This window comes from Streptomyces sp. NPDC000594 (assembly GCF_040299965.1).
Taxonomy (GTDB): Bacteria; Actinomycetota; Actinomycetes; order Streptomycetales; family Streptomycetaceae; genus Streptomyces.
Genome location: NZ_JBEPCY010000038.1, coordinates 1 through 14,342 on the forward strand (window position 1 = coordinate 1; position 14,342 = coordinate 14,342).

A 14,342-nucleotide genomic window follows, 5' to 3' on the forward strand; every position below is an offset into this window, starting at 1 on the left:
GGTGTCCAGCCGTGTCCCCCCCCGCCCCCCGCCCCCCGGGGCGGCCCCGCACGGGGGCGGGGGCCGTCGGGTTTGGTGGTCTGTGCCTATGTGAGGGGCCCGCGCGGCGTTGGAACCGGGTGGCGCTGGACGGGGCCGGGCGGCGATCCGGCACTCCCCCCACCAGAAGCGGGTACGGGGGACGGCGGCCGGGGCCCCGGCGGACACGGGCGGAGGCGGTCAGCCCTCCAGCTCGCGCGGCTTCTGAAGGCCCTCCAGCGGATGGGCGGGCTGCTCCAGCGGAGGCAGCCCCGGCAGCGCGTTCCACGGCACCTGCTTGGTCCGCAGGTCCTTGCGGACGCGCTCGGCGAGCGCCCGGGTGTCCCGGCGGTTCATCACCGCTCCCACGGCCGCGCCGATCATGAACGGCATCAGATTCGGCAGATTGCGGATCATCCGCTTCATGATCTGCTGGCGCAGCTCGCGCTTGAGACCGCCGCTCAGCGCGGCGTTCTTGTAGGTCAGCGGGTTGTTCGGGTCGATGCCCCGCTCCTCGGACCAGGCCGCCAGATAGGCCATCGCCCGCTCCTTGAGCGTGCCCTCGGGCCGCAGCCCGTAGACCTCGTGCAGCTCGGCGATGAGCTTCAGCTCGATCGCCGCGACGCCGGTGATCTCCGCCGCCAGCTCGGCCGGCATGGCCGGTGGCACCGGCAGCATCGCGGCGGCACCGATCCCCGCGCCCACCGAAGCGGTGGCCGTGGAGGCGCCCGCGACCAGCTTGTCCGCCAGTTGCTCGGGGGTCAGTCCGGGGAACTGGGCACGCAGGGTCGCGAGGTCGCGCACCGGCACCCGGGGCGCGTTCTCGATGATCCGGTCGGCGACATGGGCGACGGCCGCCTTGGCACCCTCGCCGCCGCGCCGGACGCCCTGGCGGACCAGGGCGAGCCGGCCCGGACGGCGCTGCCCGCCCGCGCCGTCGGGCAGGGCGGTCTCCCCGCCCTGCGGAAGGACCGAGGGCAGGGCCCCCGGGTGGTACGGGTCGGAAGCGGGCCGGTCGGCCGGTGTGCCGAGCGAGGCCGATGGGCCCCGCCCGTCCTGTGGCCCACCAGGGACCGGGAGGGCGGCCGGGTCACCGGCGGAGGGCGCGCTCGCGCCGCCCGACGGGCCACTGCCGCCCTGACGCTCCTCCGCCGCCCTGCGGCGCCGGAAGGGCAGCTTCCTCGATGGTGTGTCCGGTGTGTCGCCTGTCACGGAAACCGGACTCAGTCGCAGTCGCGGCAGATCGGCTGGCCGTTTTTCTCCCGCGCCAGCTGGCTGCGGTGATGGACCAGGAAGCAGCTCATGCAGGTGAACTCGTCCGCCTGCTTGGGCAGCACCCGGACGGCCAGCTCCTCATTGGACAGGTCCGCGCCGGGCAGCTCCATGCCCTCGGCGGCCTCGAAGTCGTCGACATCGACGGACGAGGCGGACTTGTCGTTCCGGCGGGCCTTCAGTTCTTCAAGGCTGTCCGAGTCGACGTCGTCGTCGGTCTTGCGTGGGGTGTCGTAATCCGTTGCCATTGTCGCTCTCCCCCTCTGGGTGGTTGCGGTGTCTCCAGCGCACGTAACGCGTGAGAGGTCGGACTTTGTGCCCGACCTGAGGCGGAGATTTTGCCTCACATCAAGGTCTGTTACTCAATCGACACCCAACCGGATCCCCAGAGAGTGATCGTGTTGGATGGCGATGGGGACCGTACACGATCCCGATCTCGCAGCTCACGGGCGCCACCCCGTGTAGTTCCCGCCGGGCCCGCCCCCGGAAACCCGGACTTTTACCGGCTTTCCGGAAACGAGCATGGTGACGGAGCGTAGGTGGCCTGAAGGGTATCCCTGTGATCGATCACACAGAGCCACCATGCCCGGATCCCGAAAATTCCGCGCAAAGCGAACGGATCCGCAGGTGCGGCCGACGCCCGCCTCAGAGAGGAAGAGTGACGCGCATCACCAGTCCGCCCCCTTCCCGGGGCTCCGCGATGATACGTCCCCCATGGGCACGCGCCACCGACCGGGCGATCGAAAGGCCGAGACCGACCCCCTTGTCGCTGCCCGTACGGTCCTGGCGCAGCCGGCGGAACGGCTCCCACAGATTGTCGATCTCGTACGCCGGGACCACCGGGCCGGTGTTCGACACCAGCAGTACCGCCTGGCCGGGCCCCACCTCCGTGGTCACCTCGACCCAGCCGTCCTCGGCCACGTTGTAGCGCACGGCGTTCTGCACCAGATTCAGCGCGATGCGCTCCAGCAGCACGCCATTGCCCTGCACAACCGCCGGCGCACGCTCCCCGCGGAACTCCACGCCCTTCGCCTCCGCCTCCGCGCGGGTCTGGTCGAGCGCCCGGGAGGCGACCTCGGCCAGATCCACCGGCTTGCGCTCGAAGGTCTGGTTGTCGCTGCGGGCCAGCAGCAGGAGGCCCTCCACCAGCTGCTCGCTGCGCTCATTGGTGGCCAGCAGCGTCCTGCCCAGCTGCTGGAGCTCCACCGGGGCACCCGGGTCGGAGAGATGGACCTCCAGCAGGGTGCGGTTGATCGCCAGCGGGGTGCGCAGCTCGTGCGAGGCGTTGGCCACGAACCGCTGCTGCGCGGTGAAGGCGCGGTCCAGCCGGTCCAGCATCTCGTCGAAGGTGTCGGCCAGCTCCTTCAGCTCGTCGTCCGGACCGTCCAGCTCGATCCGCCGGGAGAGGTCCGAGCCGGCCACCCGGCGCGCGGTCCGGGTGATCTGGCCCAGCGGGGAGAGCACCCGGCCCGCCATGGCGTAGCCGAAGGCGAAGGCGATGATGCTCAGGCCCAGCAGGGCGAAGAGCGACCGCTGGAGCAGATCGTCCAGGGCCACCTCGCGCTCGTGCGCGAAGCAGGAGCTGAGCACCGCGTTGGCCTGCTCGGCGGAGAGGCCGGGGGCCAGCGCCGGACAGGAGTCGTTGGTCCGCTGGATCCGGCTCTCCGGCAGCAGCTTGAACGGCAGCGAGCTGCCCGAGGTCAGCGCCTGCGCGGCCAGCAGATAGATGATCGACAGCAGCAGCACCCCGGCGATCAGGAACATCCCGCCGTACAGCAGGGTGAGCCGTATCCGGATGGTCGGCCGGAGCAGGGGGCGGACGGGGGCGCGCGGGTCCCAGGTGGGCTTGGGCGGGGCGCCGGGGGGCGGGGGAGTGGCGGCCATCCGGTCAGATCCGGTATCCGGAGCCGGGCACGGTGACGATGACCGGGGGCTCACCGAGCTTGCGCCGCAGGGTCATCACGGTGACCCGGACCACATTGGTGAACGGGTCGGTGTTCTCGTCCCACGCCTTCTCCAGGAGCTGCTCGGCCGAGACGACCGCGCCCTCGCTGCGCATCAGCACCTCCAGGACGGCGAACTCCTTGGGCGCCAGCTGGATCTCCCGCCCGTCGCGGAAGACCTCCCGGCGGTTGGGGTCCAGCTTGATCCCGGCGCGCTCCAGCACGGGCGGCAGCGGCACGGTGGTGCGCCGGCCGAGCGCCCGCACCCGGGCGGTCAGCTCGGTGAAGGCGAACGGCTTGGGCAGATAGTCGTCCGCCCCCAGCTCCAGGCCCTCCACCCGGTCGCTGACATCGCCGGAGGCGGTCAGCATCAGCACCCGGGTGGTCATCCCCAGCTCCACGACCTTCCGGCACACGTCGTCACCGTGGACCAGGGGGAGGTCGCGGTCGAGGACCACGACGTCGTAGTCGTTGACGCCGATGCGCTCCAGGGCCGCCGCGCCGTCGTACACGACGTCGACGGCCATGGCCTCCCGGCGCAGTCCGGTGGCCACCGCATCGGCGAGCAGCTGCTCGTCCTCGACGACGAGTACACGCACGTCTCGAATCCTTCCTACGGGCCCGTCGGTCATGTCAGGGGCATGATCGGGGCGGTTCACGCACGGGTTGTGCGTATCCATCCTGCCCGTTACGCGCGTAAACCGGCGGTAAGGCGGCGGCCCCCCGGGAGGGCCGGGGCGGCGGCCCGGGAATCGGGCGGATTCGCGGGCCGGTTGAGGTTTCTCCGGGCGAAGGCCGGGGGAGGACGAGAAGACACCCGCGATCACACCCCGTAGCGGCACACGGTTCCGACCGGTGCCCGTTGTGATCACCCGCCCTGCCGTTGGAGCAGGGAACCCCGAACCGAGGCACTCCCCGTGCCACCGACCCACGACGAGGGGGCGCACATGGACGCATTCACCGCAGGGCTTCTGCAGCGCATAAAGGCCGCGGAGACCGACCTTACGCTGGCTCGTGAATTGGGCGACGACTTCCTGGCGGATGTGGAGCAGGCGGAGCTGGACGATCTCCACCGCCTGGCCGCGGAGCACGGCGTGGAGGTCAAGGCCGCCTAGGGAGTCCCCGGACAGGCCGCTGCCGGGCGCGTACGGCGCCGGGCCCGCGGCGCTGCCCGCACCACCGGACACCGCACCACCGGACCTCCGACGGGCCCCGGCCGCGCACACCCCCTGCGGCCGGGGCCCGTCAGTCGTGCCATAGCCATACAGCCGCACAGCCACCCGGCCACGGCTCTCCGGGGACCGCACCGGGCGGCGGCGCGGGTCAGTCGTGCCAGGCGCCCAGCTCGTCCAGGAGGCCCTGGAGGGGGCCGAAGAGCGACGGGGAGGCGGCCAGCGTCAGCTCGTACGAGGGTGCCCGCCCCGGCCGTCCGCCCGTCAGCGCCCCCGCCTCACGGGCGATCAGATCGCCGGCGGCCAGGTCCCAGGGGTGGAGCCCGCGCTCGTAGTAGCCGTCCAGCCGCCCGGCGGCCACATCGCAGAGGTCCACCGCCGCCGAGCCGCTCCGCCGGATGTCCCGCACCCGGGGGATCAGCCGCTCGGCCACCCGGGCCTGCTGGGCGCGGACCGCCTGGACGTAGTTGAACCCGGTGGCGACCAGGGACTCGTCCATCGGGGCCGGCGGACGGCAGCGCAGCCGCCGCTCCCCGCAGTACGCCCCGCCGCCGAGGACCGCGTGGAAGGTCTCGCCCCGCATCGGCACCGCCACCACCCCCGCCACGGTCTCCCCGCGGTACTCGGCGGCGATGGAGACGGCCCAGGTCGGCAGCGCGTAGAGATAGTTCACCGTGCCGTCGAGGGGGTCGATCACCCAGCGCACCCCACTGGTGCCCGGAGTGGCCGCGCCCTCCTCGCCGAGGAAGCCGTCGTCCGGCCGGCGCTCCCGCAGAAAGCCGGTGATCAGCTTCTCCGCCGCGATGTCCATCTCGGTGACCACGTCGATCGGGCTGGACTTGGTCGCGGCGACCGCGAGGTCGTCGGGGCGCCCCTCGCGCAGCAGCTCCGCCGCCCGCCGGGCCGCCTCCAGCGCGAGGTCGAGCAGCAGGGGCGGGAGCCCGTCGGGGGCGTCGGCCATGGCGGTCTCTTCTGGGTGGCTCACGGAACTCCTGCGGTCGTGGGCCCGCCGTGGGCCCTGTCCAGCTTGTCCAGCTTGTTCAGGGGGGTGTACGGGCCCCGGGCGGCCTCCCGGGCGTACGGCTCCGGGCGCGGCCTCCCGGGTGGCCGGCCGGGCCGCCGTCAGGCCCAGGGGCTGTCCGCGCCCGCGGCGGCGGGCCGGGGCGCGCGCGCCGGGCAGCAGCCCACCGGGCACAGATCGTGCGAGGGGCCGAGCGCACCGAGCGCGCAGGGCTTCACCGGGGTGCCTCGCTCGGCCGCCGCCCGCTCCAGCACCAGCTCGCGCACGGCCGCGGCGAACCTCGGATCGGCCCCGACCGTGGCCGAGCGGCGCACCGGCAGACCCAGCTCCGCCGCCTTGGCGGTGGCCTCGGTGTCCAGGTCGTACAGGACCTCCATATGGTCCGAGACAAAGCCGATCGGGACCATCACCGCCGCCGGCGCGCCCTCGGCGTGCAGCTCCTCCAGGTGGTCGCAGATGTCCGGCTCCAGCCAGGGGATGTGCGGCGCCCCGCTGCGGGACTGGTAGACCAGCCGCCAGGGCCGGTCGACACCGGTCTCCTCGCGGACGGCGTCCGCGATCAGCCGGGCGACCTCCAGATGCTGGCGCACATAGGCGCCGCCGTCGCCGTGCTCCGCCACCGGCCCCGAGGTGTCGGCGGCGGCGGTGGGGATGGAGTGGGTGGTGAACGCCAGCCGCGCGCCGTCCCGTACCGCGTCGGGCAGCTCCGCCAGCGAGGCCAGCACCCCCTCGACCATCGGCCGGACAAAGCCCGGGTGGTTGAAGTAGTGCCGCAGCTTGTCCACCCGGGGCACGTCGAGGCCCTCCGCCGCCAGGGTGGCCAGCGCGTCGGCGAGGTTCTCCCGGTACTGCCGGCAGCCCGAGTACGAGGCGTAGGCGCTGGTGGTGAGCACCGCGATCCGGCGGTACCCGGCCGTGGTCATCTCCCGCAGGGTGTCGGTCAGATACGGCGCCCAGTTGCGGTTGCCCCAGTGGACCGGGAGGTCCGGGCCGTGCGCCGCGAACTCCTGGCGCAGCGCCGTGAGCAGCTCGCGGTTCTGGCCGTTGATGGGGCTGACCCCGCCGAAGAGGAAGTAGTGCTGCCCCACCTCCTTGAGCCGCTCCGTGGGGATGCCCCGGCCGCGGGTCACGTTCTCCAGGAACGGGACGACGTCGTCCGGGCCCTCGGGGCCGCCGAAGGAGAGCAGCAGCAGGGCGTCGTAGGGGGCGGGATCACGCTCGTCGGACATGACACCGATCCTGCCACCCGCCACCGACAGCCGGACCACCACCCGCCGGGAGCCGCCGGGTGGCACCGGTATCCGGCCATGCTCCGGGGAGCCCGGGGCGTCGTCCCGGGCGGCCGGGACCGCGTTCCGGGAGGTCAGGGGGATCCCGGAGATCCGGGGGGCGACACGAACCCCCGTGCGACGACTCACCCGGAAGGCGTAATCTGCCAAGGCTGCCCATACGCCTTACGGTCTGACGGGCTGCCCATACGCCAACGGAGAGCCCCTTGCCCAGCAGCTATCGCGCCATCTTCGCCGCCCCCGGCGCCAGGTCCTTCTCGGTCGCGGGACTCTTCGGGCGATTGCCCCTGGCCATGATGGGCATCGGCATCGTCACCATGGTCTCCCAGCTCACCGGCCGTTACGGGGTCGCCGGGGCGCTCTCCGCTACCGGCGCCCTCTCCATGGCGTTCCTCGGCCCCCAGATATCCCGGCTGGTCGACCGGCACGGACAGGCCCGGGTGCTGCGGCCCGCCGCGCTGCTCTCCACCGCCGCCGTCGCCGGACTGCTGATCTGCGCCATGCAAGGCGCCCCCACCTGGACCCTCTTCGTCTTCACCGCCGCCTCCGGCTGTGTGCCCAGCGTGGGGTCGATGGTCCGGGCCCGGTGGGCCGAGATCTACAGCGCGGAGCCCCGGCTGCTGCACACCGCGTACTCCTGGGAATCCCTCGTCGACGAGATGTGCTTCGTCTGCGGCCCCATCCTCGCCATCGCCCTCTCCACCAGCTGGTTCCCCGCCGCCGGACCGCTGGTCGCCGCGGTGCTGCTGCTCATCGGCGTCTACTGGCTGACCGCCCAGCGGGCCACCGAACCCCCGGCCCACCCCGTGGTCGCGGGGGAGCGCGGACAGAGCGCGATCCGGCTGCCCGGACTCCAGGTACTGGTGATCACCTTCGTCGCCGTCGGTGTGGTCTTCGGCGCGGTCGACGTGGTCAGCGTCGCCTTCGCGGAGGAGCAGGGCAACAAGGCCGCCGCCGGTGTCGTCCTCGGGCTCTACGCCCTCGGCTCCGCCGTCGCCGCCGTGGTCTTCGGCATGCTCCACCTCAAGGGCTCCGCCCCCCGGCGCTGGCTGATCGGGGTCACCGCGATGGCCCTGAGTATCATCCCCCTCCAACTGGCCGGGAGCCTGACGTCCCTGGCGGTGGCACTCTTTGTCGCGGGCATGGCCATCGCACCCACCATGGTGACGACGATGGCCCTGGTCGGACAGCATGTACCGCGCTCCAGCCTGACCGAGGGCATGACCTGGGTCAGTACCGGCCTGGCGATCGGCGTGGCCTTCGGCTTCTCGGCCGGGGGCTGGGCGGTCGACGCCGTGGGCGCGGAAGCGGGATTCGTGGTGCCCGCGATCGGCGGAGCCGCCGCGGTCCTCGCGGCGCTCCTGGGCTACCGCCGGCTGACACGGCCGGTGGCGACAGGGGAGGAGCAGCAGGTCGATGAGCACGACCGGCAGGAAAGCCATAACGGCGCGGACGGCCCGGACGGCCGGAGCGGCGATGAAGGCGATGCGGGCGATGACGGCCGCGACGGCCCCGGCGGGGGAGACCGGCGCGACGCCGGCCACGGGCGCCACGACGACGCCACCCTGGCGTAACTGGGCGGGCACCGTCTCGGCCCGCCCCGCCCGCGAGGCCACCCCGGCCACCGCCGAGGAGGTGGCCGACGCGATCCGCCGGGCGGCCGAGGACGGGCTGCGGGTGAAGACGGTCGGCACCGGCCACTCCTTCACCGCCATCGCCGCCACCGACGGGCTGCTGATCCGGCCCGATCTGCTCACCGGCATCCGGCGGATCGACCGGACCGCCATGACGGTCACCGTCGAGTCCGGCACCCCCCTGAAACGGCTGAACACCGTGCTCGCCCGGGAAGGCCTCTCCCTGGCCAACATGGGCGACATCATGGAGCAGACGGTCGCCGGGGCCATCAGCACCGGCACCCATGGCACCGGCCGGGACTCCGCCTCCCTCTCCGCCCAGATCACCGAGGTGGAGCTGGTCACCGCCGACGGCTCGCTGCTCACCTGCTCCCGCGAGGAGAACCCGGAGGTCTTCGCGGCGGCGCGGATCGGCCTCGGAGCGCTCGGTGTGATCACCGCGATCACCTTCGCGGTGGAGCCCCTCTTCCTGCTGAGGGCCCGTGAGGAGCCCATGTCCTTCGACCGGGTCACCGCGGAGTTCGACGCCCTGTACGCGGAGAACGAGCACTTCGAGTTCTACTGGTTCCCGCACACCGGCAACTGCAACACCAAGCGCAACAACCGCAGCGCCGGCCCCGCCGACCCGCCCGGCGCGGTCCGCGGCTGGATCGAGGACGAACTCCTCTCCAACGGGCTCCTCCAGGTGGCCGGCTCGCTGGGGCGGGCCGTCCCGCCGGTCGTTCCCGCCCTCGCCCGGGTCGGCAGCCGGGTGCTCTCGGCCCGGACGTACACCGACATCCCGTACAAGGTCTTCACCTCCCCGCGCCGGGTGCGGTTCGTGGAGATGGAGTACGCGGTGGAGCGCGGCGCCGCCGTCGCCGCGCTGCGCGAGATACGGGCGATGATCGAGCGCTCGCCGCTGAAGGTCGGTTTCCCGGTGGAGGTGCGCACCGCCCCGGCGGACGACATCGCGCTCTCCACCGCATCCGGGCGGGAGAGCGCGTACATCGCCGTCCATCTCTACCGGGGGACCCCGCACCGGGCCTACTTCACGGCGGTGGAGCGGATCATGACCGCGTACGGTGGCCGTCCGCACTGGGGCAAGCTCCACACCCGGGACGCGGAGCGGCTGGCCGAGGTCTATCCCCGCTTCGGGGAGTTCACCGCGGTACGCGACCGGCTCGACCCCGAACGCAGGTTCGGCAATGACCACCTCCGCCGGGTGCTCGGCTCCTGACTCCCGCGACCCGAACCGGCGTTCGACCGGATCGCTCCGACGGGGTCATCGAGCGATCGGATTCGGCCGGTTGTGGCGCACCCGGGGTGCGGAGCCCCCGTCGACCGCTCCGACGTGCGGTTGTGCTGCTCCACCCGGGGTGCGCCCGCCGTTTTCCGGACTCCCCGGGCGGGTGTGGCGACTGACACGTCCTCATGCCCGGGGAGCCCGGGGGAGCGAAGGGAATGGTTCCCTTTGGGGAGATTTTGTGGCCCCCTGACGCCATCGCCCGTGTGCGGGCGGTGAAGCGCCGTGCGCGCAGAGAAGTTCGGCGGCGCGTCAGTCCACCCGGATGGCCCGAATGGAGTACTGTGGCGAACCCTGGGCCCTGGCTCCCTCACGGGTGCCCGGAACCAGGAAAGGGGGCCGAAAGCGGCGCTCGAACCGGCGGCGTCGTGATATCGCTGGGGCATCCATACGGAAAGTGATGAATCGTCACTCTCCGTGCAAATGGGTAACCTTGCCAGAGCGGCGTACCAGGGCCTGTGCCCGAACACGCCGGGCAACTCGGCAAGGTTGTGGCAGGCTGCACCCGGGCAGGCCACACTCGACTAGCGGAAGCAGCGACGCAACAGGTGACGTCGGCAGGCACCACCCGGGAGGTCCCCATGCCCGAACTGCGTGTCGTGGCCGTCTCCAACGACGGCACACGGCTCGTGCTCAAGGCTGCCGACAGCACGGAGTACACGCTCCCCATCGACGAGCGGCTGCGGGCCGCCGTCCGCAACGACCGTGCCCGCCTCGGCCAGATCGAGATCGAGGTCGAGAGCCATCTCCGCCCCCGGGACATCCAGGCGCGGATACGGGCCGGAGCCTCCGCGGAGGAGGTCGCCCAGCTCGCCGGGATCCCGGTGGAGCGGGTGCGCCGCTTCGAGGGGCCGGTGCTGGCGGAGCGCGCCTTCATGGCGGAGCGGGCCCGCAAGACCTCCGTACGCCGGCCGGGGGAGAACACCGGACCCCAGCTCGGCGAGGCGGTGCAGGAGCGGCTGACGCTGCGCGGCGCCGACAAGGACACCGTGCTGTGGGACTCCTGGCGGCGGGACGACGGCACCTGGGAGGTGCTGCTGGTCTACCGGGTCGCGGGCGAACCGCACGCGGCCAGCTGGACCTACGACCCGCCCCGGCGGCTGGTCGTCGCGGTGGACGACGAGGCGCGCGCGCTCATCGGCGAGACCGACGACACCCTCACGACCCAGGAACCCAGCTTCCCCTTCGTCCCGAGGATCGCCCGGCTGCCCCGGGACCGGCCGCTGGACCGCACCCTCGACCGCCCGGCCGAGCGTCCCCTCGTACCCGACGAGAGTGGCGAGGAGCGCGACTCCCTCACCAGCCTGCTGGAGGCGGTACCGAGCTTCCGGGGCGACATGGTGGTGCCCGAGCGCACACCCGAACCGCCCCCGGGCGGGGACCAGGAGACCGACGCGGAGGAGCCGGTGGCCCCGGCCGCGTCCGCCGGTGCCGGGTCGGCCTACGCCGATGTGCTGATGCCGCGTACGGTGGCGGGCCATCGCGACCGGCTGACCGGGACCACCGACCGGCAGGCGGAGGCCGACGGGGTCCGCCCGGGCCGCCGGGCGGCCGTGCCCAGCTGGGACGAGATCGTCTTCGGCACCCGCCGCAAGAAACAGGACTGAGCGACGGCGTACGGGCCGCTCCCGGGTGGGGGCGGCCCGTACCCCGGCGCCCGGTGGCGCCGACCCGGCGTGCGGGCCCGTACACCGGCGTACGGTCGTGCGTGCCCGGCGTGCGGTGGTGACGGTGGTACGGCCACCGGCGCGCGGGGCAGGGTGCGTCACTCCCGTACGGCCAGCGCCTCCACCCGGGTGTGCAGATCCCCCACCGCGTACTCCGCCTCCGGCTTCATCAGCACACTGCGCAGCACCCGCGCCCCGCCGGCATCCGCCGTGATCTTCGGATGGCGGGCGGTGAAGGCCGCCGCCGACACCTGAAGGGTGCTCACGAAGACCGGGTCGTCGTCCGTCATCCCCTGGCGCAGCATCCGCTCGCCCGCCCGGTCGACCGCCGAGAGCGCGTACGGGTCGGTCACCGGGAAGTAGCCGACGATGTCCAGCTCCGGCGGCTGGTACAGCTCCAGCACCTCCGAGGACTCGATCAGCGCGGCCCACCGCAGGGCGGCCCGGCGGCCCGCGCCCAGCACCCGGCCGAGCCCCTCGGGGGTGGGCGGCAGCAGCCGGAAGGTCAGCCAGAGCGCGGCGGCGGCGGCCCCGGGCCGGGAGCACTCCAGACTGATCTCGCCGAGGTGCAGCTCCTGAGAGGTGAAATAGGTGTACGGCGAGTCGTGCAGATAGAACCGCCCCACCCCCGGGTCGGCGAAGAGCACCGCCCCGCAGCCGTACGGCTGGAGCCCGTGTTTGTGGGGATCGACCACCACCGAGTCGCACCCCGCTATGGCCCGCCAGGGTGCCGGGTCCAGCCCCGCCTCGCCCGCCGCCCCGGCGAGCAGGGTGAAGAACCCCCCGTAGGCGGCGTCGACATGGATCCGGACCCCGTACCGCTCCCGCAGCCCCAGCACCTCGTCGACCGGGTCGATCGCGCCGAGTCCGGTGGTGCCCGCGGTGAGGACGACCGTACCGATCCGGCCGGTGCGCAGCAGCTCCTCCAGGGCGGTGGTGTCCAGCCGGCCCCGGCCGTCGACCGGGACCGCATGACCTTCGACGCCCAGGACCCGGCACATCCGGCCATGGGTGTAGTGGGCCTCCGTGCTGTAGGCGACGCCCCGGCCGGGATGCAGCTCCCGGGCTATGTACAGGGCCTCCAGATTGGCGATCGTGCCACTGGTGGTGAGATGGCCGAGGGGGGTCGTCAGCCCGAACATCCCGGCGAGCCGCTCGATCACCTCCCGCTCCATGGCGGCGGTCGCCGGACCCCCGTCCAGTGCGTGGTTGTTGGGGTTGATCAGCATCGCCGACAGATAGCCCACCACGGCGGCGGGGTGCGGGGGTTTGAGCATCTGTCCGGCGTAGCGGGGGTGGAAGAACGGATAGTTGTCCTTCAGCCGCTCGGTGAACTCGCCGAACGCCTCGGCGAACCGCTCGTCGTCCACCGCCAGTGACGGATGGGGTGCGTACGGGCCGTGGCCCGCCGCCCACTCCTGGTGGGAGCGGGTCGCCTCGCGCAGCCAGTGCTGAAGATCCATGGGTGTCGTCGTGTTCCCTTCCTGCGGGCGGTTCAGAGCATCGGGGTGTACTCGTGGAACTCCCAGTCGGTGACGGCACGGTCGAAGCGGGCCAGTTCGGCGTGTTTCATGGCGGCGAAGACGGCGGTGAAGCGGCGGCCGAGGCGTTCGGCGAGGACGGTGTCGGCCTCCAGGGCGGCGAGCGCGTCCCGCAGCGAGGCGGGCAGCGGCCGTCCGCCGCCGGTCCGGCCGGGTGCCAGCGGCGGGGGCGGGACCAGGGAGCGCTCGATCCCGTCCAGCCCGGCCGCGAGCAGCGCGGCGATCACCAGATAGGGGTTGGCGGCGCCGTCCGCGACCCGGACCTCGATCCGGGTGCCGGCGCCGCGCTCGGGCGGGACCCGGACGCAGGCGGTGCGGTTGTCGAAGCCCCAGTCGGCGGTGGTGGGGGCGAGGGAGTCCGGATCGGCCAGCCGCTTGTAGGCGTTGACGGTGGGGTTGAGCACGGCGGTGAGGGCGCCGGCGTGCTCCAGCACCCCGGCGAGGAAGGAACGGGCCAGGGCGGAGATCCCGCCGTCGGCCGAGGGGTCGGCGAAGAGGCTCTTCCCGGCGGGGTCGGTCAGGGACAGATGGACATGGTGCCCGCTGCCCGCGGCGCCGGGGAACGGCTTGCCCAGGAAGGTGGCCCGCAGCCCGCGGGTCGCGGCGATCTCCTTGACCGCGTACTTGAGGAGAAAGGCCCGGTCGGCGGCGTCCAGGGCGGGGCCGTGGGCCTGGTTGACCTCGAACTGGCCGCCGCTGAACTCCTGGTTCCCGCCCAGGGTGCCGAGGCCGAGGGCGTGGCACTCGCGGATCAGCAGGGGCAGCAGCCGGTCGGGGTCGTGGAGCGCGCCGACGGTGTAGCCCGCGGTGTCGAGGGTGGTGACGCGCCGCCAGCCGAGCGGTGCGGCCGGGTCCGGGGCGAGCAGATAGAACTCCAGCTCCGGCGCGGCCACGGCGTGCAGCCCGCGTGCGGCGAGCCGTTCGGTCTGGCGGCGCAGCAGCCCGCGCGGGTCCAGCGGCAGGGGTGCGTGGGCGGGGGAGGAGTCCAGGAGGTCGGCGAGGACCAGGGCCGTGCCGGGGGCGTAGCCGGGGAGGGCGAGGGTGCCGGGGTCGATCCGGGCATGGGCGTCGGGCCAGCCGCTGCCCGAACTCTCGGGCGCCTCCAGGGGGTGTCCGGCGAGACCGGTCACCATGACGGCCTGGCAGAAGGCGAGCCCGGGGCCGTCGAACCGGGGCACCTCGGTGACATGGATCTCCTTGCCCCGGGCGACCCCGTGGAGGTCGCTCCAGAGGATCCGGACGAGGTCGACACCCCGGGCGGCGAGATCCCCGGCGAAGGCGTCGAGCCCGGGGGGCACCGGGCCGCCGGCCGGGGGCGACACCGGGCCTTCGGCCGGCGGCGACACCGGGCCGCCGGCCGGGGGCGAGGGCGACACCGGGCCTTCGGCCGAGGGGGAGGGGCGAGGGGACACGGCGCACTCCGATCCGGTCGTCCGGTCGTCCGGTTCCCCGGGGGCTTCTCCCGGCCCGGCGGTGTGATGTTTGGGTCCAAACGTATGG

11 protein-coding genes are annotated in these 14,342 nt (G+C 73.1%); 3 read left to right on the plus strand and 8 right to left on the minus strand.

Annotation, left to right across the window (positions count from 1 at the left end; translation table 11 throughout):
* Window positions 1–219: 219 nt before the first annotated feature.
* The 6 genes from ABT354_RS32345 to ABT354_RS32370 form a co-directional block, all read right to left on the minus strand.
* Window positions 220–1,230 carry a hypothetical protein gene (locus ABT354_RS32345; protein ID WP_351500422.1) on the minus strand — a complete coding sequence of 337 codons (1,011 nt, stop codon included), beginning with the start codon at window positions 1,228–1,230 and terminating at the stop codon, window positions 220–222.
* Between the two features lie 11 nt (window positions 1,231–1,241).
* Window positions 1,242–1,538, minus strand: coding sequence for a DUF4193 domain-containing protein (locus tag ABT354_RS32350; RefSeq protein WP_109284094.1), 297 nt, complete (start codon window positions 1,536–1,538; stop codon window positions 1,242–1,244).
* Window positions 1,539–1,935: 397 nt separating this feature from the next.
* A complete protein-coding gene (locus ABT354_RS32355) occupies window positions 1,936–3,174 on the minus strand; it encodes a sensor histidine kinase (RefSeq protein WP_351500424.1) in 1,239 nt (412 codons plus the stop codon).
* Between the two features lie 4 nt (window positions 3,175–3,178).
* Complete coding sequence (locus tag ABT354_RS32360; RefSeq protein WP_351500426.1) at window positions 3,179–3,832, minus strand: response regulator transcription factor; 654 nt, start codon at window positions 3,830–3,832, stop codon at window positions 3,179–3,181.
* A gap of 724 nt (window positions 3,833–4,556) precedes the next feature.
* Window positions 4,557–5,366: an inositol monophosphatase family protein gene (locus ABT354_RS32365; protein WP_351500536.1), complete on the minus strand. Its 810-nt coding sequence runs from the start codon at window positions 5,364–5,366 to the stop codon at window positions 4,557–4,559.
* A 161-nt stretch (window positions 5,367–5,527) separates the two neighbouring features.
* Window positions 5,528–6,655, minus strand: coding sequence for a ferrochelatase (locus ABT354_RS32370; RefSeq protein WP_351500538.1), 1,128 nt, complete (start codon window positions 6,653–6,655; stop codon window positions 5,528–5,530).
* Window positions 6,656–6,921: 266 nt separating this feature from the next.
* On the opposite strand from ABT354_RS32370, the gene ABT354_RS32375 reads away from it, so the two are divergent.
* The 3 genes from ABT354_RS32375 (at window position 6,922) to sepH (ending at window position 11,241) form a co-directional block, all read left to right on the plus strand.
* Window positions 6,922–8,289, plus strand: a complete 1,368-nt coding sequence (locus tag ABT354_RS32375) for an MFS transporter (protein ID WP_351500428.1) — start codon at window positions 6,922–6,924, stop codon at window positions 8,287–8,289.
* On the plus strand, window positions 8,210–9,568 hold the full coding sequence (locus ABT354_RS32380) for a D-arabinono-1,4-lactone oxidase (RefSeq protein ID WP_351500540.1): 1,359 nt from the start codon (window positions 8,210–8,212) through the stop codon (window positions 9,566–9,568). The genes ABT354_RS32375 and ABT354_RS32380 overlap by 80 nt, the downstream gene beginning before the upstream one ends.
* 614 nt (window positions 9,569–10,182) lie before the next feature.
* Window positions 10,183–11,241, plus strand: a complete 1,059-nt coding sequence (gene sepH / locus ABT354_RS32385) for a septation protein SepH (RefSeq protein WP_351500430.1) — start codon at window positions 10,183–10,185, stop codon at window positions 11,239–11,241.
* A gap of 158 nt (window positions 11,242–11,399) precedes the next feature.
* Here sepH and ABT354_RS32390 read toward each other — a convergent pair whose 3' ends face one another.
* Window positions 11,400–12,764, minus strand: a complete 1,365-nt coding sequence (locus ABT354_RS32390; RefSeq protein WP_351500432.1) for a pyridoxal phosphate-dependent decarboxylase family protein — start codon at window positions 12,762–12,764, stop codon at window positions 11,400–11,402.
* 32 nt (window positions 12,765–12,796) lie between these two features.
* Complete coding sequence (locus tag ABT354_RS32395) at window positions 12,797–14,164, minus strand: glutamine synthetase family protein (protein ID WP_351500435.1); 1,368 nt, start codon at window positions 14,162–14,164, stop codon at window positions 12,797–12,799.
* Window positions 14,165–14,342 lie beyond the last annotated feature (178 nt).

What these genes read in the sequence shown, in the direction of transcription:
- ABT354_RS32380 (WP_351500540.1), top strand. Translation starts at nt 8,210, where the DNA reads ATGACGGCCGCGACGGCCCCGGCGGGGGAGACCGGCGCGACGCCGGCC.
- ABT354_RS32365 (WP_351500536.1), bottom strand. Translation starts at nt 5,366, where the DNA reads ATGGCCGACGCCCCCGACGGGCTCCCGCCCCTGCTGCTCGACCTCGCG.
- ABT354_RS32355 (WP_351500424.1), bottom strand. Translation starts at nt 3,174, where the DNA reads ATGGCCGCCACTCCCCCGCCCCCCGGCGCCCCGCCCAAGCCCACCTGG.
- ABT354_RS32370 (WP_351500538.1), bottom strand. Translation starts at nt 6,655, where the DNA reads ATGTCCGACGAGCGTGATCCCGCCCCCTACGACGCCCTGCTGCTGCTC.
- ABT354_RS32350 (WP_109284094.1), bottom strand. Translation starts at nt 1,538, where the DNA reads ATGGCAACGGATTACGACACCCCACGCAAGACCGACGACGACGTCGAC.
- ABT354_RS32390 (WP_351500432.1), bottom strand. Translation starts at nt 12,764, where the DNA reads ATGGATCTTCAGCACTGGCTGCGCGAGGCGACCCGCTCCCACCAGGAG.